The sequence below is a fragment of the Streptomyces sp. NPDC093568 genome (assembly GCF_044764945.1).
Lineage (GTDB): Bacteria > Actinomycetota > Actinomycetes > Streptomycetales > Streptomycetaceae > Streptomyces.
In genome coordinates, this window is the sequence record NZ_JBIWJD010000010.1 from 76,178 (window position 1) to 94,948 (window position 18,771).

An 18,771-nucleotide genomic window follows, 5' to 3' on the forward strand; every position below is an offset into this window, starting at 1 on the left:
GGAGGTCAGCGGCGGCCATGCCCGCCCGTGTCGCCGTCCAACCCGTTGGTCTCGATGAAGTTGTTGGCCCGCTCGACGTCCTCGATGTTGCGGTCGCGGGTGCCCTTCATCATGCGGACCTGGCTGACCGTGGCGTCGGTGATGCCCACGACCGCGTCGCGGATGGACATCATCGTCTCCTTGGTGGTCTGCCGCTCCTTCTGCTCCTGCGGCTTGGCCTTCTCGGCGAACTCGCCCTCCGTGCCGGGCCAGGAGACGGTGGGCGCCAGCTCGTCGAGGAACTCCTCGGTGATGCCCTTGGCCAGTGTGCCGATCTCCTCCAGCTGCCTGGCCAGGGCCTCGATGCGGTTCGGGTCGACGTAGTAGCGCTGTCCCATGGTCAGTCCTCCCCGTCCTCGCCGAGCGCGTCCCGCCAGGCCGGGGTGGCCTGGCCGTCGCGCGTCGTGTGCGCGGTGTCTTCGGCATCGTCGCGCAGCACCTCGGGGCCGAAGATCCGCTCCCAGTCCAGCTCGAAGCCCTTCAGCTCCGGCACGTTGCTGCTGGGCTCGGCGAAGGGTGCCATCGCCTTCATCACATGCCGGTTCATCTTCAGGCGCGCCGCGTTCGCCGCCTCCAGGACACTGGCGGCCAGCTCCTGGGGCGACATGTCGCGGTACTTGTTCTCCAGGAACTCGATCCCGGACAGCTCGCCCTGCGGGCCCACGGTGGCGCGGACGGCGCGGTCGGAGGAGAGCACCGCGAACGACGCCTGCCGCAGCTCGCGCTCGGTGCGCGCGATCGCCTCCTGGGCGGCCTGGAGTTCGGCCATGGCCTTCTCGAGGCGCTTCTCCAGCGGTTCCGTCACGCCCGCTCCTGCCTTCCGGGTCGGTCTCGCTACGCCCGGCTGTGGTGGCCGGTCCTGAACTGTCCTGCTGATCTTGCCTGTTGAGGCCTCCGCTGCGGAAGCCGGGGACGCGTGGTGTACGTCTCCGCGCGAAGCCCACACCGAGGCCGTACGGTGCTCACCGTCCGATGACGGCCGGAGTGCCGCCCTCTTCGGTGCCCCAGACGTCCGCGTCCTCCTCCAGGTAGTCGGCGGAGCTGGTGGTGGCCCTGCGGCCCGGCTCCGTCTCCTCCTCGGGGGATTCGCCGCCGGTGGTCGCCACCCGGGAGGCCGGCGCCAGGAAGGTGTCGCCGTCCTCCTGGCGGTTCCAGGGGCTGCGGCGCCGTCGGTTACGGCGTTCGCTCTCCTCGGCCGCGTCGACGAGCACGGCACGCACCCGCTCACCGTTGCCCTTGTCGCCGCCCGCGCCCATGCCGCCCATGCCGCCGCCCATCGGCATACCGGGGCTGCCGGGCATGCCGGGTGCGCCAGGGGTCCCGGCCGTGGCGGCGGGAGCGAGCGGGGTGCCCAGGCTGTCGGCGGCACCGTCCGAGAGGGGCTCGGCACCGAGTCCGCCTCCGCCGGAGAGGTCGGACGAGAGGGAACCGTCCCCGGTCAGGCCGCCGCCGGAGGCCCCGCCGCCCGCGCCGCCGCCGAGGCCCAGGTCGGACAGCGACATGTCCCGGGTGGTGGTGCCGTCACCGCCACCGCCACCGCCGCCACCACCGAGGCCGTCCAGCTTGCCGAGGTCGTCGAGCAGGCCCGAACTGTCCACGTCGCCGCGCGAGTTGAGATCGTGCAGGTTGACCGTCTCGGTCCTGCCCTGCGGGTCGGTGACGGTGGCGATGCCGGTGTCCGGGTCGATGACCTGCTTGCTGCCGTCCGGGAACTCGGTGGTCAGCTGGCCGTTGTCGAGGCGGGTGACGGAGCCGTCCGGGTTGGTCACCGTCGCGCCGTGGGTGAGGTCGGTGGTCGTGGTGGTGCCGTCCGGGTTGGTGCTGGTGAGCAGCCCGCTGTCCGGGTCGAACTCGATGCTGCTGCCGTCCGGGAACTCGGTGGTGATGTCGCCGCCGGTGAGCTGGGTGCTGCCACCCGTCGGAGTCGGAAGACCGGACCCGTCGCCGTTGAGGTTCCCGAGGTTGCCCAGGTCACCGATCGACTCGGTGGGCAGGTCGGCGTTGATGTCGCCGAGGTCTCCGAGCCTGTCCTGGCCGTTGAGGTTGCCCAGATTGCCGAGGTCCTGGGTCGTCGTGGTGCCGTCCGGGGCGGTGGTGGTGGTCTGCCCGGTGGTGGGGTCGACGGTCTGGACGGTGCCGTCGGGGAACGTGGTGGTCAGCTTGCCGTCGTCGCCGAGGGAGGTGACCGAGCCGTCCGGGTTGGTCACCCGGGTGCCGTCGCCCAGGTTCTGCGTGGTGACGCTGCCGTCCGGGTGCGTGGTGGTGAGGACCCCGCTGTCCGGGTCGAAGGAGGTGCTGCTGCCGTCCGGGAAGTCGGTGGTGAGCTTGCCGCCGTCGAGTTGGGTGGTGCTGCCGGTCGGGGACTTGAGGGAGCCGCCGCCGCTGTTCAGGCCGCCGAGGCTGCCGAGGTTCTCGGTGATCGCGTCGTTGGCGGCGCCCGCGGCGTTGTTGTTCGTCCCGCCCGCTCCGCTGTTCAGCCCACCGAGGCTGCCCAGGTTCGAGGTGACCGGGGGCGGGTCGGTCGCGAAGAACTGCTGGCTGCTCGTGGGTTCGAGGTCGCCCAGGCCCTCGGTGGTCGTGGTCGGGTTCAGCAGTTGGTCGATGTTGCCGAGGTTCTGCTCGGTGACGGCGTTGGGATCGTTGAGACCGCCGAGGCTCTCCTGCACGGACTGAGCCTGCTCCTTGGCGATGCGCTGGGCCTCCTCCTGCTCACGCCGCTGCTCCTCGCGCAGCTCGTCCTGGTACTTCTTGTCCTCGTCCCGCTGCTGGTTCTGCTCGTTGCGCAGCTCCTCCTGGAGTTTCTTGTCCTCCTCGCGCTGGCGGTTCTGTTCCTCGCGCAGCTCGTCCTGGTACTTCTTGTCCTCCTCCCGCTGCCTTCGCTGCTCCTCGCGGAGTTCCTCCTGGTACTTGCGGTCCTCCTCGCGCTGCCGCTCCTGCTCCGCGCGCAGCTCGTCCTGGTACCTGCGGTTCTCCTCGTTCTGCCGGTTGATCTCCTCCCGCTCCTCGTCGGCCTTGCGCTCCTCGTACTCCTCGGAGGCGGTGCTGGTCGACTTCGGCTTGGGCACGTTGTCGGAGAAGTCGTCGCCCAGGTCGAGGAAGTGGTTGTTCAGGTTCGACTGCACCGTGGCGGCGGGCTTGCCCAGGTACTCGTCGACGCCCTGGCTCCAGATCTTGACGGCCTTGTCGCCGACCTTCTTCCAGTTGGCGATGTCGGTGAGGTCGCCGTACTCCGGGTGCACCTGGGTGAAGTCGCCGTGCGGGCTGTGACTGACGGAGGTCGTGTAGCGGGAGGTGTACGACTTGATGTCCGTCTTGGCGACGTTGTTCGCGTCGACCCACTGGGCGAGGTCGTCCAGTACGTAGCGCAGCACCTGGTGCGGGTCGTAGTACGGGGACTTGGCCCAGGCCAGCCACGCCTCCAGCAGCTTGGTCGCCGCCTCCTCCAGGTACTTGCGGCCCAGCGAGAGAGCCTTCGAGTACACGGTGCCGCCGGTTCCGGTCTCGTCGCCGGAGCCGGGGCTGGAGTCGAAGGTCTCGACGTAGTTGTCGTAGTTCTCTCGGATCTTCTTCAGCAGGCTGCGGAAGACCTCCGCGGCCTCGCCCTTCCAGCTGGCGTCGTCCCGGCCGAAACGGTCCTCCCAGTCCTTCAGCACCACCGCGTGGTCCCTGAAGAACTTGGCGGCGAAGTCGAAGGACTCGCCCGTGGTGTTGAAGGAATTCAGGTCCACCACGTCGGCCCCGGGCACGCCCAGGTTGCTGAACCGGGCGTCCTGGGTGTTGCCGCCCAGCAGGGCGAGGAGCGCAGCCCGCGGCCCGTTCATGTACCGGGCGAGCGGGATGGTGCTCATCTTGTCCTTGTTGTAGTCCGTGAACTCGTTGCCCTCACGGACCTGCGCGTCATGGACGTTGTCCGAGCCCGGACCGGCGAAGATGATGTTGTCGCCGTCCTTCACCCGGCCCTCGAAGACGATCCGGGCCTGCATGATGGACCGCTTCTTGCCGCTGTCGAAGAACCAGATGTCGTAGTCCTCGCCCTTGTTCGTCAGGAAGCCGGAGTCCTTGACGAGCAGGCTGAGGCTGCGCTCCTTGATGTCCATCCGGAAGAGCTTGCCGCCGTGTTCGGAACGGAGCGTGTCGAAGACGGTGTTGCGGTCCGGGACCGGATAGCCGGTGATGTGGGTGACCAGGGTGGCCCAGGTGTCGCCCGACGGATCGCCGGCGTTGTCGAACTTGTCGAGGTTCGCACCGGAGTTGGGATCGTACCGATCGGCCACCTGGCGCCCTTTCAGATTCTGTGCGGCTGGTCAGGACTCGTCTTCGCCGGTGGTGCCGGCGGTCAGGGTGTCGACCTCGTCGAAGGTCTGCAGCAGTGTCTGCGCGTCGATCGCGTCGAGGTTCTTGTCCTTGGTCTTGTTGGCCTCTTCGATGGTCTCGGTGAGGGCCTCCTTCAACTCCTTGAAGAGGTCCATCTGGTCACCGAGCAGCTTGTCGATGGCCGTTGCCGCGGTGCGGATGTCCTCGATCAGCTTCGGACCCGAGACCAGGGGTTCGGTGACCATCCTGCCGATGCGCAGGAGTTGCTTGTCCTGGGCGAGGTTGTCCGGTGTGGTGTGCCCGTCGATGAGGTGGCCGAGCGGGCGGATGTGGGACCCGTCGCCCTGCTCCTTGTGCTTCTTCGCGGCCGTGTAGACGGGCTGTACCTCGTTGTCCCGGAAGTACTCCATCTGCTTGAGGTCGAAATGCTTGACGTCGGCCTTCTCACCGGCCATGGGACGCTCTCCTGCCGCTCGGTGCCGGACGGGGATAGGGGGGCCCGGCGGGCGCCCGCGGGTACGGACGACGGCCGGGCCGGCGCACCCGCATGCCGCTGGGGCACACCGGGACGGTCCGGAGAGTGCCGCCCGCGTAAGTGGCGCCCGGCACGGCCTCCCCGGGACTCCTGGGGACTCTTCTGCGGCCAGGGCCTAGCGGGCCCGCACGCTCCCCCAGTTATCGGCGCTCTTGCGCTCGTCACGGGAGTGGTTGTCGTGGATGGTCTGGATCAGCTCGCCGTTGTCCCCGAGCAGCTTGGCCATGTTCTTGGTGGCCTGGTCCCACTCCGCCTGGACCTGGCGGTAGGTCTCCTGGTCCGAGCCCTCCCAGGAGTTGACGAGCGGCTTCAGCTCGTCCTCCAGGTTGTTGAGGGTCGTGATGATCTGCTGGGTCTGAGCCATCAGTTCCTCGATGGCGTTGCGGACCACGGGGTACTGCACGTCGATGATGCCGTCGGCCATGACGTCTCCTCTCGTACGGCCGGGCGCCTGGGCCCGGGAAGCTCAAGGGGTCCGGCCGCGCCGTGACGGGGCCGGTGCTGCGGATCGGTCAGAGCAGCGCTTCGAAGACGCCCTGGCTGGTCTTGCTGTTGAGGATCTCGGTCAGATCCTGGTTCTCCTTCGCCAGGCGGTTGGCGGAGGTCACGTTCTCCTGGAGCGCGTCGACCATCTTGCTGATCTGGATGACGACCTTCTGCGCCTCGGCGTTCCAGCTGCGGAAGAGCTTCAGCAGGGCCTGGCCCTCGTCGCCGCCGACGCCCGAACGCGCAGCGATCTCAGCCACGTTGTTCTGGATCTTCTCGACCTGGCTCCGGGCCGACTCCAGGGAGGAGACACCCCCCAAGCCCTTGGCATAGTCCGCTTTCCTTGCGGCGCTGTCCGCCATGTCGCGCTCCCTTCCTACAGGCCTGTCTCGTCGTACGTTGCTCGCTGAGGCTAAAGAGAAGCCGGCGTTCCGCGCAACGCGATCAGGGAAGATTTGAGCTTCGGTCTGCTCACCTCAGAATTCTTGCGTGGCAAGGGAGTTGTGCCTTGGTTTCAGGGAAATGAACAAGCCTCACCGAACGGGCCGGACGTACCGAGGTACATCGTCCACCCCGCGTCGCGATGCGGGCAGAAAGCGGGCACGCACAGTCGGAGAACGGGCATCGCGGAGCGACGGTATCCAGCATTGAGAGCGCTTCCCCCGGGATTCCGCGGACACGGTCGGCCCAAATATCTGAGCTTTGTTTGAGGTCCTTCCCGCGCCCGATCCCGGGACGACGAGACAGACTTCACATCACCGGAACCGAGATTGGCTCAATTTCCCTGCTGTAGCGCCCTTTTCCTCTTCATCGGCGCTGAATGCACCCCTTGCAGTGATCAGCGCGCGCTGTCCGCCTTGTCCGGCCGGGCGCTCTCCTCACCCTGCTCCCGGTCGTCGGCGGCATCGCACTGCGGAGCGGTAACCCGGGGCTCCGCGGCGCCCATGGCGGCGGCCGGGTCGAGGTCCGCGCCGGTCGGGAGGGCCGCGAGCAGCGGCGCCGGGACCGAGCCGATGTCCGCGGCCCCGTATCCGAGTGCGGCCAGCGAGTTCTTGCTGGAGACGCGGTACTTCACGCCGTTCTCCGCCACCAGATAGGTCGTGCCGGCGTGCGCGGCGCCGCTGGCGTGCAGAGCCCGGACCAGGGCGCCCCTGCCGGGCCTGACCACCGTGGCGTCGGTGGGGACGCAGGCCTGCCGCATCGGTTGAGCGGTGCCCTCGGACACCGCCACCGGGGCGAGGTCGGCCAGCGGCACCAGCACCGACCTGATCCGGACGCCGCCATTGTCGCCGTCCACCTGCGCGCATAGCGCGGTACCGCGCGGCACGGACTGCGGGACAGGGGGCGCGTCCGGCAACTCCGCGGACGCGGTGGGGTCCTGGTCCGCGGCCCGGTGCTCGCGCAGCGCGTCGGCACCGACGGTGCGCACCTCGGGCGAGCGTCCCTCGTATGCGTCCCTCTGGGTGGCCGGGTCGCCCAGCACCAGGGCGGCGCCGAGCCGGGTCAGCGGCACCAGACCGTCCTTGGTCAGCAGGTGGTACGTGCTGTCGCCGCCGGGGACGCTGACCTTGAACAGCTGGCCGATCCGGCTGGCCTCACCGCCGAGCACGGGGCCTTGCGCACCACGCTCCGGCACCGCGAGCGGCTTCAGGACGGGACCGGGCGCCAGTGCGTCGAGGAAGGCCGCCGAGACCCGCATCGGCCGCTCGGAGCCGTAGCCGAGGGCGTTTCGGGCGTCGGATTCGCGGTCCAGCGGCAGCCTGCTGCCCCGCCACACCAGGTACTCGGTGTCGTCCGGCCCGCGCACCAGCACGGCGCGGTCGCCGCCGACACCGCGGGAGTCCAGCGGCGACCCGGCCACCACGGTCGTCGCCCCCGGCTCCTCCACGCCGGTCCTCGCCACGGCACCGGAGGTGTCCGGCAGCGCCCCGTCGGGACCGGTGACGCACATGTGCCAGGCGTCGGCGTCGAGTTGGCCGGGCTCGGGCACGGTGTCGGGAACGCCGGGGATACCGGCGGGGGCGCCCACCGGGACGTCGCGCAGGGAAGCGGTGCCGACGTCCACGGTCTCCAGGTCGGAGCCGCCGATCAGCCGCGCCGAGGCGTAGTTGCGCACGGGGTGCAGTACGCCGTCGGTGCCGGTCCACAGGTACCGGGCGCCGGTGTCGCGGTTGACCACCAGGTGCTCACCGTCTCGCCAGGCGTCGTTGCCGCCGGGGCGCAGCAGGCCGTACACGGTGGCGCCCGCGCCGATCAGGACGGTGACCAGCATGCCGAAGGCCACGCCGCGTGTGGTGCGCCCGAGCGGGCTCTCGGGGGCGTCCGGGTCGGCCATCAAAAGGCCCGAACTGAGCCTGCCCATCATGAAACTGTGGGCGTGTACCTGGTCGCGTTTGGACTGCACGGCCTCTCCTACTCGTTCTCTTGCAGTAGTGCGGGTGTGCTCAGCCGAACAGGCCGCGCAGCCAGCCGAAGAGTCCCGCCACCCACAGGCTCAGCGGCAGCAGCGCCACCGCGATGCCGGTGTGCGCGATCTCCGCGGCCCGGCCCCAGTACGGCAGCATCCGTCGGCCGGGCACCGTCCAGGCGGCGATCACCAGGGCCGCCGCCGCGCCGAGCAGTACCGCGAAGACCACCAGGCGCCCGTCGCCGTCGCTGTCCACCGCCCAGGCGCGGGCGAGCAGCAGCAGCCCCCAGATGCCGGGCACCGCCAGGGTCAGCCGCTGCCCGATGTGCACCAGGCCGCGGGAGTGCAGGAGCAGCAGCATGCTCAGCGCGACCGAGGTCACCACCTCGGGCAGGTCCGGGTGGTGGGTGAGGACGGCCAGGGCGGCCGCGGAGATGACGCCGCTGACGGCGAAGAGGGCGGTGACCCAGCGCCCGGCCAACTCGGTGCGCTCGGCGACCTCGTCGCCCGCGTAGGGCTCGATGCCCTCCTGGAGCTGGCTGGCGGAGGACGGCAGGGAGGGCATGCGCATCCCGGCCAGCTTGAAGGCGAACGGTGCCACGGTTCCGGCCGCGAGGACGATCACCGTCGCCACCAGCGCGACCGCTGCCTGCACGTCCAGGCCGGAGTACCCGATCAGGGCGCCGGCGATCGCGGTGGCCACCGAGACGACCGCGGTGGCCAGCAGGGCGGGGGCGCCGACCGCTGTGGCGGCCAGCGCGAGGACCGCGCCGCCGGCGCCCGCGGCACCCGCCGCGAGCAGGCGCGCACCGGCGACCTGCGCCGCGTCCGGGCCGGTCAGATCGCCGCCGGGCAGCACCCAGCCGGCCAGCGCCAGGCACGGCCCGACGAGCAGGCCGAGCGCGGTCGCGGAGAGACGGTCGCCGACCGCGCGACTGGCGGTGCCCGCGCCCGCGAGCAGCAGGATGCCCGCCACGGCCGCGCAGGCGGCCTTCAAGGAGCCGGAGCCGGTGACTCCCGGCCGAAAGACCAGCACCAGGGCGGCCAGCACGGTCGCCACGGTGGTGCCGACCAGCAGCCCGCGGGCCGCCTCGGGGTGCCAGGTGTGCAGCCGTCGGCCCGCGGTGTCGGCTATCCCGTCCACCAGGTCGTCGAGCCGCGCCTCGGGCAGCGCCTCGGTGTGCGCGCGCAGATAGAGCACGTCCCCGTCGGCGAGGCCGGCCCGCGCGAGTGTGGTCTCCTCGTCGAGCGGGGCGTCACCGAGCCGCTGCAGCACCCAGCCGGCATGGTCGAGTCCGGCCTCCTCGGCCTCCTCGCCGACATAGCGCAGCAGCGTGGGCAGCAGATCGGCGACCGGAACGTCGGCGGGCACGGCCAGATCGACGGAGACGCTCGGCGCGCGTACGGTCAGGCGGCACAGTTCGGCCACCGCGCTGTCGGTCATCAGCTGAACTCTCGTCTTCCTTGGAGGGTTTGCAGGAGGACTTTCCCCATGAGAGGGGCAGTGCGAAGAGTACGGAAGGTCCCCACGAGCCAGAACAGGGGGTTCGGACGGGGGAATTGACTCCGCTCACCGCGGCAACCACCCCTCCCGCGTGGACAGGTCGCGTTACGTGAATGCAGACTACTGCCTACGCTCGCCGGATCGTGCTGGGGACCGGACTCCTTGTCCGGTATGCGGCTGAATGGTGGGGGAGTTGAGAGTTCCCCGCTCTTGGCTCACAACATTCATCCGGCGTTCACCGCGCACCCGGGTCCCGGGAAAATGAGCGCGGTGCGGTCTTTCCCGTTACCGGGTGTGTACCGGTATTCGGCGCGGGCCGGAAAGCCAGTGAAACCGGAGGTTCTGTTCCTTGAGTGTGGTGCTGTTTCGCCGGCCGGCCCGCAGGCGCGGACCCGAGATGCCCGAAGGGCAATTGACCCTCCAGGAGCCACCGGTCCTGGCCGAGACGGTTCCCGACACCTCGGCGATCTGGACCTACCTGCCGATGGCGCTGATGTCGGTGTCGATGATGCTGATGTTCATGCGTCCGGGCGGTGGCAACGGCGTCTTCATGTATCTGGCGCTGGGCGTCATGGCGCTGTCGGCCGCCGCCATGCTGCTGGGTCAGCTGATGCGCCGCTCCAGCGAGCGCAAGCAGCGCCTGAAGGGCGAACGCCGCGACTACCTCCGCTATCTGGCGCAGATGCGCAAACGGGTCCGGGCCACCATCGTCGAGCAGCAGCGGGCGCTCGCCTGGCGCCACCCGGAGCCCTCGTCGCTGCGTTCGCTGGCCCGCACCTCACGGCTGTGGGAACGCCGCCCGGCCGACGAGGACTTCGGCGAGGTCCGGCTCGCGGTCGGCGAACAGCAGCTCGCGCTCACCCTGAACCCCGTCTCCACCCGCCCGGTGGAGGACCTCGAACCGCTCTGCGCGCATGCCCTGCGCCGCTTCATCCGCGCCTACTCCACCATTCCCGAGCAGCCCCTCGGCCTCTATCTGCGCTCCTCGGCGCGGGTCATGGTGCGGCCCGAGGAGCCGTCGGGCGAAGAGTCCGGCGCCCCGTCGGAGGAGGGCGGCCCCGACGCCGTACGCGCTCTGGTGCGCGCCGCGCTCGGGCAGCTCGCGGTGTTCCACGCGCCCGAGGAGCTGTGGATCGCCCTGTGCGTCAGTGACGAGCGGCGGGCCGACTGGGAGTGGGTGAAGTGGCTGCCGCACGCACTGCATCCGCACGAGGAGGACGGCGCCGGCCAGGTTCGCCGGATCACCGCCGACCTCACCGAGCTGGACGACCTGCTCGGCGCCGAGTTCGCCGAACGCCCCGGCTTCGACCCCGATGCCCGACCGGGGCGTGACGAGCCGTACACGGTCGTCGTCCTCGACGGCATCACCGTCCCCGAGAGCCACCGCTGGGAGGGCCACGGCTACCGCAACGCCGTGGTCCTGGACGTGTCCGGCGCGCTGCGCTGGCGGCCCGGCCGTAACACGCTGCGGCTGACCGTCGGACCGGACCTGGTGAACCTGGTGCGCACCGACCGCAGCCGCAAGGAGCGCTCGGTGCCGCTCGGCCGGCCGGACCGGCTCGGCCTGCTCGGCGCCGAGTCGCTGGCCCGGCTGCTCGCCTCCCGCCGGATCAGCCTGGGCAGCGACATCGCGCAGCCGCTGGACGCGGACGTGGAGCTGACCACCCTGCTCGGCATCCCCGATCTGCACCGGCACGACCCGAAGGCCCTCTTCGCCCGGAACACCGGCTCCGCGCGGCTGCGGGTGCCGATCGCGGTCGGCGTGGACGGCCGTCCGGTGGAGCTGGACATCAAGGAGTCGGCGCAGGGCGGCATGGGCCCGCACGGCATGCTGATCGGAGCCACCGGCTCCGGCAAGAGCGAGCTCCTGCGCACCCTCGTCCTGGGCCTGGCGCTGACCAACTCCTCCGAGACCCTCAACTTCGTCCTGGTCGACTTCAAGGGCGGTGCCACCTTCCTCGGCCTGGAGGAGCTGCCGCACACGTCCGCCGTCATCACCAACCTCGCCGACGAGGTCGCCCTGGTGGAACGCATGCAGGACGCCCTGCACGGCGAACTCATCCGCCGCCAGGAACTGTTGCGCGCGGCCGGCAACTACACCTCCGCCCTGGAGTACGAGCGGGCCCGCGCCGGCGGGGCGGATCTCAGGCCGCTGCCCAGCCTGTTCGTGGTGGTCGACGAGTTCAGCGAACTCCTCGCGACGCACCGGGAGTTCATGGACCTGTTCGTGATGATCGGCCGCCTCGGCCGCTCCCTGGGTGTGCATCTGCTGCTGGCCTCGCAGCGCCTGGACGAGGGCCGTATGCACCAACTGGAGAGCCACCTGTCCTACCGGGTCGGCCTGCGTACCTTCTCCGCGATGGAGAGCCGTGGCGTGCTCGGCGTGCCGGACGCCTACGAGCTGCCTGCCCAGCCCGGCAGCGGCTACCTCAAGTCCGGTGTGGAGGCGCTGACCCGGTTCCGCGCCGCCTACTCCTCCGGGACGTACCGGCGCCGTACCGGCGCGGTGGTGCAGGCCCGGGTGGCCAGTCAGGTGGTGCCGTGGACCAGCGGCTGGGTCGTGCCGCGCACGCTCGAGGCCGCGCCCGATCCGGAGCCGGAGACCGAGGAGACCGGCGACGAGGAGACCCTGCTGGACGTGGCCCTCGACCGGCTGCGCGACTCGGGTCCCGCCGCCCACCAGGTGTGGCTGCCGCCGCTGGACGAGCCGTCCCCGCTGGACGCCCTGCTGCCCGGTATCGCGCCCGACCCCGAGCGCGGCCTCACCGCCGCCGGCTGGTCCGGCAACGGCAAGCTGCGGGTTCCGGTCGGCCTGGTGGACAAGCCCTTCGAGCAGCGCCGCGACCCGCTGATCGTGGACCTCTCGGGGGCCGGCGGCCATGTCGCCATCGCGGGCGGCTCACAGAGCGGCAAGTCCACTCTCGCCCGCACCCTGATCGCCGGCCTCGCCCTCACCCACACGCCCGCCGAGATCCAGTTCTTCTGCCTCGACTTCGGCGGTGGCGGTCTCTCGCAGCTCGCGGGGCTCCCCCACGTCGGCGGTGTCGCCGCGCGCCTGAACCCGGAGCGGGTGCACCGGGCCGTCGCCGAGGTGATGACGCTCCTCGCGCGCCGCGAGCAGTTCTTCGTCGACCACACCCTCGACTCCATGCAGTCCTACCGCCGTCGCCGGGCCGCCGGGGAGTTCCCCGACGAGCCGTTCGGCGACGTGTTCATGGTGGTCGACGGCTGGTCCACGGTCCGTCAGGACTACGACGAACTGGTCCCGAAGTTCAACGAACTCGCCGCCCGCGGCCTGAACTACGGCATCCATCTGCTCATCACCACCACCCGCTGGGTGGAGCTGTCCGCGCAGGTCCGCGACCAGGCGGCGACCCGCCTGGAGTTGCGGATGGGTGACCCGATGGACTCGGAGATCGACACCCGCAAGGCCCGCTCGGTGCCGCGCAGCGGCGGCCGGGGTATCACCGCCGACAGCAAGATGCACTTCCTCGCCGGACTGCCCCGCCTCGACGGCCGCGGTTCCCTCGACGACCTCGGCGAGGGCGTCGCCCACTTGGTCGGCGAAGTCTCCAAGCACTGGTCCGGGCCGGCCGCCCCGCAGGTCCGGATGCTGCCGCACCGGCTGCCGGTCGCCGAACTCCCCGCGCCCGAACCCACCGAGGGCGGCGGCATGCGGCTCCCGCTCGGTATCGACCAGGACGCGCTGGAGCCGGTGTGGCACGACTTCAGCCGCACCCCGCACCTGATCGTGGTCGGCGACACGGAGAGCGGCAAGACCAACCTGCTGCGCCGCATCACCGAGGGCATCACCGCCCGGTACGCCCCCAACGAGGCGAAGATCATCGCGGTGGACTACCGGCGCACGCTGGTGGACGCCATCCCGGAGGAGTACCGAATCGGGCACGTGATCTCCCTGGACAACCTGACGGAGACCATCGACGGCGCGGCCCGCGCGCTGAAGACCCGTGTCCCGGGTGCGGACATCGCCCCGGCCCGGATGCGCAAGTGCGACTGGTGGACGGGGCCGCGTCTGTTCATCCTGGTCGACGACTACGACATGGTCGCGGGCAACTCCTTCCAGAGCCCCTTCGAGCCGCTCTTCGAGCATCTGACCCTCGGCTACGAAATGGGCCTCCACCTGATCGTCGCCCGCAGCGCGATGGGCGCGGGCCGGGGCCTCAGCGACTCGCTCATCCGACGCCTGGACGAGGCGAACAACCCCGCGATCCTGCTCTCCTGCCCGCCCACGGAAGGCCGCCTCTTCGGCAACGCCAAGCCCCTCAACCTCCCACCCGGCCGCGCCCAGCACATCGCCCGCCGCCGGTCACGGCTGATGCAGACGGCACTGGTGGAGACGGGCCGCGGCCAGGAGGAGTGACACCACGACACGGTGAGATACGGCGGGGGCCATCTCGGGGTGGCCCCCGCCGTCGGCTTTGCGGGAGGGGCGCCGTGGGCGGGCAGGTGGGCAGCCGCGACTCCGGCGGCACCCGTCCCTGCCGGAGAGCCGACCGCAGGTGCGTTCTGGGACCGGCCGCATGGGGGGCTGTGCAGCCGAGCGGGAGCCGCCACCGCCCGCAGGCCGACCCCGGGCACCTACCGGACCGGCGCCGCCTGACGGCCCAGCGCAGGCGCCTCCCGGACCAGCCGCACGCATCGCGTGCACAGCGGACACGAGCCGCCTGCCCGAGGGCCGACCCCGGGCACCTACGGGACCGGCCGCATGCACCGGATGCGCAACCGAAACAAGCCCACGCCGCCCGAGGGGCCCTCGGGGACCGGTCGCCAGTGCCGAGCGCGCAGCCGTTGGCATCCGGCACAAGCAAGCCCCAGCAGGGCGCACAACCGTCAGCACCCGCGCCCCCAGGCTCGGCTCAGTCCTCCTGCGTACCGCCCGCCCTCGCCGGGCGCCAGCCGCGGGCTCGGGCGCGGGGAAGGGTGAACGCGGCCCACAGGACCGTGAGTACGGCGGCGGAGCCGAGGATGACGAAGAGGGTGGCGCGGCCGGTCGCGCGGTCGGCGGCGGAGGTGTCACGGACGGACAGCGGTTCCGCGGCGCGCTCGGTACCGGACGCGGTTCCCGAGTCGCCCAGGACCGTGGTGACGGCGGCGTAGGCGTCGAGCTGCGGGATGTCGGCGGGATAGGCCGTGGCGGTCAGACGGCCGGTGACGGCGTCGGCCGAGTCGTCCGGGTGGGCGGCGCGGACCATCGCGGCGGCCCCGGCCGCGTAGGCCGCGGCCACCGACGCGCCGGCGCCGAGGTAGTGGCCGTCGCCTCTCGGACCGCCGGAGACCACCCCGGCGCCGGGGGCGGCCAGGTCGATGCCCGTGGTGGGCAGGGCGCTGTCCGGGCGGACGCCGCCGGGCAGCATGTCGGCGACCGAGAGTACGCCCGGTTCACCGGCCGGCCAGTACAGGCGGGACGGGATCTCGTCGGTGCCCCGTGACGGCGGGTCCGGGGTGGCCGCGGCGACCACGACGGCGCCCGCGCCGCGGGCCTCGACGACCGCCCGGGTCAGTGTCGCGTCCCGGCGTGGCAGGGCCACGGTGACGGCGATGACGTCGGCCCCGGCTTCGGTCGCCTCGCGCACTGCCTGCGCGACCAGCGAGGCGCTCGACTCACCGCGGGTGTCGGTACCCCGCAGGGCCAGGATCCTGGCGCCCGGGGCGACTCCGGCGAGACGCGTGCTGTCCCCGCCGGTTCCGGCGATCAGCCCGGCCAGGAAGGTGCCGTGCCCGACGCAGTCGTCGGCGGCGGTACCACTGGCGGTGACCCGGCCGTCGAGGCCCGCGGCGTCAGGGTCGACGCCCGTGTCGATCAGGGCGACGGTGACCCCCTCACCGGTGCCCTGCCCGCGCAGCCGGTCCAGGTCGAGGCGCTGGCGTGACCAGTCCTGCTTCTGAGCCGTCTCCCGGGAGGCGGGGGTGCAGTCCGCGTCCGCGTCGAGCGCGGAGGGCATCGGGGGAAGCTCCTGGCCCTTTCCACCGTCGGCCGTATGGGCCGGCACGGTCGCGGGCAGCAACAGGGCGGCGGCGAGGCCTGCCCCGGACAGCAGACGGGCGGCCCCACGGGCGTACGCGGTCACAGTCCGACCCCCTTGGGGGCCGCGGCGACGTCCTCGGGGATGAGGATGCGCAGGTCGTCCAGCGTGGGTGCGGCCAGCGAACTGAGCCGCCCCGCCTGGCGGGTGACCATCGACTCGACCACCTGCCGGGCCAGCCGCGCGTTGCCGAACGAGCGGTCCCGGGGCAGCGCGTCGAAGTATGCCTTGAGCACCGGGCCGGTGCCGGGTCCGCACTCGTAACCCATGCTCGCGGCCTGTGCGCGCACGATGGTGACCAGTTCCTCGGAGGAGTAGTCGGCGAAGGAGATCCGGCGCGGGAAGCGGGAGGACAGGCCGGGGTTGGAGCCGAGGAAGCGCTCCATCTCGTCGGTGTACCCGGCGACGATGACGACCACCTCGTCGCGGTGGTCCTCCATCAGCTTCAGCAGGGTGTCCACGGCCTCCTGGCCGAAGTCGGCACCGCTGCCCTGCGGGGTGAGGGTGTAGGCCTCGTCGATGAACAGCACACCACCTCTCGCCCGTTCGAAGACCTCGCGGGTGAGCTGGGCGGTGTGGCCGATGTAGCGGCCGACCAGGTCCGCGCGGGCCGCCTCCACCAACTGGCCTCGTTGCAGGATGCCGAGTTGCGTCAGGATCTCGCCGTAGAGGCGCGCGACGGTGGTCTTGCCGGTGCCGGGCGGACCGGTGAAGACCAGGTGGTGGCTGAGTGAGGGCACCGGCAGCCCGGCGGCGGCCCGGTGGCGGGCGGTGGTGATGAGGTTGACCAGGTCGGCGACGTCGCGCTTCACCTCGGCCAGGCCGATCATGTCGCCGAGGCGGGTCAGCGGGTCGTCGTCCGGTACGGCGGACTCGGTGGCCTTGGCTGCGGCGGTGGCGGAGACGTCCTCCGGGAGCAGCAGCTGCAGATCGTGCTCGCCGACCTGGGGCAGGGAGGCGAGACGGACCGCCTGCCGGTCCACCATCTCCTCGAACACCCCGCGCGCGGCACGGCCGTTGCCGAACCCGGCGTCCCTGGGCATCGCCTCGAAGTGCGCGACCAGCGCCTGTGCGGTGCCCTCGCCCAGTTCGTACTGGTGCTGGGCGCACATGTTCTCCATGATGGCGACCAGTTCGGGCACGGAGTAGTTCTCGAACTCGACGGTGCGGGAGAAGCGGGAGGCGAGGCCGGGGTTGGAGCCGAGGAAGGACTCCATCTCGCGGGAGTAGCCGGCCGCGACCACCACCACGTCGTCGCGGTGGTCCTCCATCAGCTTCAGCAGGGTGTCGACGGCCTCGCGGCCGAAGTCGGCGCCACCGTGGCCACTGTCCGCGGTGAGTGTGTACGCCTCGTCGATGAACAGCACGCCGCCGAGGGCCCGTTCGAAGGTCTCGGTGGTCTTGATCGCGGTGCCGCCGACGACCTGTGCGACCAGGTCGGCGCGGGAGACCTCGACGAGGTGCCCGCTGCGCAACGAGCCCAGTTCGGCCAGGATCGCCCCGTAGAGGCGGGCGACGGTGGTCTTACCGGTGCCGGGCGGACCGGCGAAGATCAGGTGCCGGCTCATCGGCGGGGCGGACATGCCGAGTTGCTCGCGGCGCTGGGCGAGCTGGGTCAGGTTGACCAGGGTGCGCACCTGCTGCTTGACGTTCTCCAGGCCGATCAGCGCGTTGAGCGCGCCGAGCGGGCCGTCCTCGCGGTCCGGCGGGGGCGCGTCCGCGGCGCCGGAGCCGGCCGGGTCGGTGTTCTCGGCGCTGCCGCTGCCCCAGGCGTCCCGCTTGCCGTTGCCGGTGCTCTTCAGGCCGTCCACGGCGAGCCGTTCGCCGGGCGTGGTCTGCACCAGGCCGCCGCCCTCGTTCTCCCGGGCGAGGCAGTTCACCAGCGAGACCGGCGCGGTGGACTCCACGCGGAAGCCGTCCTGGGCGCCGCCGGAGACCTCGCAGCCGCTGAGGGAGGCGAGCGCGCCCTCGCGGAGCAGGAAGCCGTGGCCCTGGGCGGCGTGCACCGTGGTGCGGTTGGCGGTCAGTTCGCCGCCCGCCTCGACCACGACGCCTTCCTCGCCGGATATCTCGATGCGGAAGTCGCGGACGGTGACGTTGCCTCCGTCGTCGACGACCAGGCCGTTGGTCGCGGTGTCGGAGACGCCGCCGCCGGCGAGGTAGAGGGTGCTGCCGGAGCCCGCGCGCACGCCCGCGCCCTTCGGCCGTACGATCTCGCAGTCCTCGGCGCGGCCGCGGGCGTCCTTGCCTGCCACGATGCCGTCGCCGCCGGGCTCCACCAGCCGGGCCCGGCGCAGCAGCGGGTTGGCGCCGCCGCGCACCGCGATCGCGGGCGAACCGCCGATCACCTCCAGGCGGTCCAGCTCGGGCGCCGAGTCCTCCTCCAGGAGCAGTCCGGTGTGTTCGCAGTCGCGGACCGTCAGGCCGGTCAGCGCCGGGGACGCGGCCCCGGCGACCCGCAGCGCCGCGCCCTGTGCGCCGTCCACCCAGCAGTCCTCGAAGGTGCCGCGCGCCCGGTCGGTGACCAGCACGCCGTGGCCGCGGGTGCGCGAGACGCGGCAGCGGCGCAGCACCGGGTCGGTGCCCGCGGCCAGCGCGATCCCGTTGCCGGAGGCGCCAGTGACGCGGACGTCCTCCAGCGTCGTACGGCCCGAGCTGCTCAGATGCACTCCGGTGCTGGTGTCGTGCACCACGGTCCGGATCACCGTGAGGGAGCTGTTCTGCTCCAGGGCGATGGAGGGCTTGTCGGTGGAGGAGATGTCGCAGTCCTCGACACTGCCGGTGGACTCGCCGTTGGCGAGCAGGCCGTTGCCGCGGGCGGCGCGCACGGTGCAGCCGCGCAGGCGGGCCTCGCCCTGCTCGGCGACGACCAGCCCGCTGGTGCCCAGGTGCTCAAGGGTGCAGGACTCCACGGTGGTGGGAGTGGTCGAGGTGACCACGATTCCCGCGCCCTGCGGGTTGCTCACCCGGCAGTCCCGCAGCGCGAGTGACCCGGTGCCTCCGGCCAGCATCGCGGTCCAGGCGGCGCCGACGATCTCGCAGCCGTCGAGCGCGGCCTGCCCGCGTCGCACGTCCACGGCCGGAAGCTCGGCGTCGCCGCCGCGCAGGGTCAGCTCGGAGAGCATCACGGCGTCGGCGCGCAGGGCGAGCACGCTGCCCGAACGTGGCCGGATCTCGACCGTGCCCCGGCCCTCGGCGGCGGTGAGGGTGACCCGGGTGTGGATCACCAGGTTCTCCGCGTACGTCCCTGGCCGGACGCTGATGAGCGCGCCGGTACGGGCAGCCGAGAGTGCCTCACCGATCGTCCGGTAGCGGTCCCGGTCCCCCGGACCGACCGTGAGTACCTGGCGCGACACGCACCAACCTCCTTGCTAGGGCGGCGTCTTCTGCGGGGCGCCCCCGGTACGTCGGGTGCGCGTGATGTCGGCGAGCCGACGGTGCC

General features: G+C 71.6%; 11 protein-coding genes. 1 reads left to right on the forward strand and 10 read right to left on the reverse strand.

Features of this window, described 5'->3' with window-relative positions; all coding sequences use genetic code 11:
• Positions 1–5: 5 nt before the first annotated feature.
• From ACIRD7_RS33440 to eccD, 8 genes are all read right to left on the reverse strand, one after another.
• Complete coding sequence (locus ACIRD7_RS33440) at positions 6–377, reverse strand: hypothetical protein (protein ID WP_403459455.1); 372 nt, start codon at positions 375–377, stop codon at positions 6–8.
• Between the two features lie 2 nt (positions 378–379).
• Entirely contained in the window at positions 380–844 is a 465-nt protein-coding gene (locus ACIRD7_RS33445; RefSeq protein WP_403459456.1) for a YbaB/EbfC family nucleoid-associated protein, read from the reverse strand.
• A gap of 157 nt (positions 845–1,001) precedes the next feature.
• A complete protein-coding gene (locus ACIRD7_RS33450; protein ID WP_403459458.1) occupies positions 1,002–4,313 on the reverse strand; it encodes an AAWKG family protein in 3,312 nt (1,103 codons plus the stop codon).
• Between the two features lie 30 nt (positions 4,314–4,343).
• Positions 4,344–4,808, reverse strand: coding sequence for a type VII secretion system-associated protein (locus tag ACIRD7_RS33455; RefSeq protein ID WP_384767591.1), 465 nt, complete (start codon positions 4,806–4,808; stop codon positions 4,344–4,346).
• A gap of 195 nt (positions 4,809–5,003) precedes the next feature.
• Positions 5,004–5,312, reverse strand: a complete 309-nt coding sequence (locus tag ACIRD7_RS33460; RefSeq protein WP_126397276.1) for a WXG100 family type VII secretion target — start codon at positions 5,310–5,312, stop codon at positions 5,004–5,006.
• Positions 5,313–5,400: 88 nt separating this feature from the next.
• Positions 5,401–5,736, reverse strand: a complete 336-nt coding sequence (locus ACIRD7_RS33465; protein WP_126397274.1) for a hypothetical protein — start codon at positions 5,734–5,736, stop codon at positions 5,401–5,403.
• 476 nt (positions 5,737–6,212) lie between these two features.
• Positions 6,213–7,778, reverse strand: coding sequence for a type VII secretion protein EccB (eccB, locus tag ACIRD7_RS33470; protein WP_403459459.1), 1,566 nt, complete (start codon positions 7,776–7,778; stop codon positions 6,213–6,215).
• Positions 7,779–7,818: 40 nt separating this feature from the next.
• Positions 7,819–9,225, reverse strand: coding sequence for a type VII secretion integral membrane protein EccD (gene eccD / locus ACIRD7_RS33475; protein WP_403459461.1), 1,407 nt, complete (start codon positions 9,223–9,225; stop codon positions 7,819–7,821).
• A gap of 457 nt (positions 9,226–9,682) precedes the next feature.
• Here eccD and eccCa point away from each other — a divergent pair, with 457 nt between their 5' ends.
• Positions 9,683–13,666, forward strand: a complete 3,984-nt coding sequence (gene eccCa, locus ACIRD7_RS33480; RefSeq protein ID WP_403459462.1) for a type VII secretion protein EccCa — start codon at positions 9,683–9,685, stop codon at positions 13,664–13,666.
• A gap of 496 nt (positions 13,667–14,162) precedes the next feature.
• On the opposite strand, the gene ACIRD7_RS33485 is transcribed toward eccCa, so the two are convergent.
• Both ACIRD7_RS33485 and ACIRD7_RS33490 read right to left on the reverse strand, forming a co-directional pair.
• A complete protein-coding gene (locus tag ACIRD7_RS33485) occupies positions 14,163–15,374 on the reverse strand; it encodes a S8 family serine peptidase (RefSeq protein ID WP_403459464.1) in 1,212 nt (403 codons plus the stop codon).
• The gene (locus tag ACIRD7_RS33490) at positions 15,371–18,685 is read right to left on the reverse strand and encodes a right-handed parallel beta-helix repeat-containing protein (protein ID WP_403459465.1); all 3,315 of its coding nucleotides are present in this window, start codon (positions 18,683–18,685) and stop codon (positions 15,371–15,373) included. The genes ACIRD7_RS33485 and ACIRD7_RS33490 overlap by 4 nt, the downstream gene beginning before the upstream one ends.
• Between the last annotated feature and the right edge of the window lie 86 nt (positions 18,686–18,771).

Bases quoted from the DNA above. Each gene is read 5' to 3' on its own strand.
- eccD (WP_403459461.1), bottom strand. From the start codon at position 9,225: ATGACCGACAGCGCGGTGGCCGAACTGTGCCGCCTGACCGTACGCGCG.
- ACIRD7_RS33465 (WP_126397274.1), bottom strand. From the start codon at position 5,736: ATGGCGGACAGCGCCGCAAGGAAAGCGGACTATGCCAAGGGCTTGGGG.
- ACIRD7_RS33440 (WP_403459455.1), bottom strand. From the start codon at position 377: ATGGGACAGCGCTACTACGTCGACCCGAACCGCATCGAGGCCCTGGCC.
- ACIRD7_RS33460 (WP_126397276.1), bottom strand. From the start codon at position 5,312: ATGGCCGACGGCATCATCGACGTGCAGTACCCCGTGGTCCGCAACGCC.
- eccCa (WP_403459462.1), top strand. From the start codon at position 9,683: ATGCCCGAAGGGCAATTGACCCTCCAGGAGCCACCGGTCCTGGCCGAG.
- ACIRD7_RS33455 (WP_384767591.1), bottom strand. From the start codon at position 4,808: ATGGCCGGTGAGAAGGCCGACGTCAAGCATTTCGACCTCAAGCAGATG.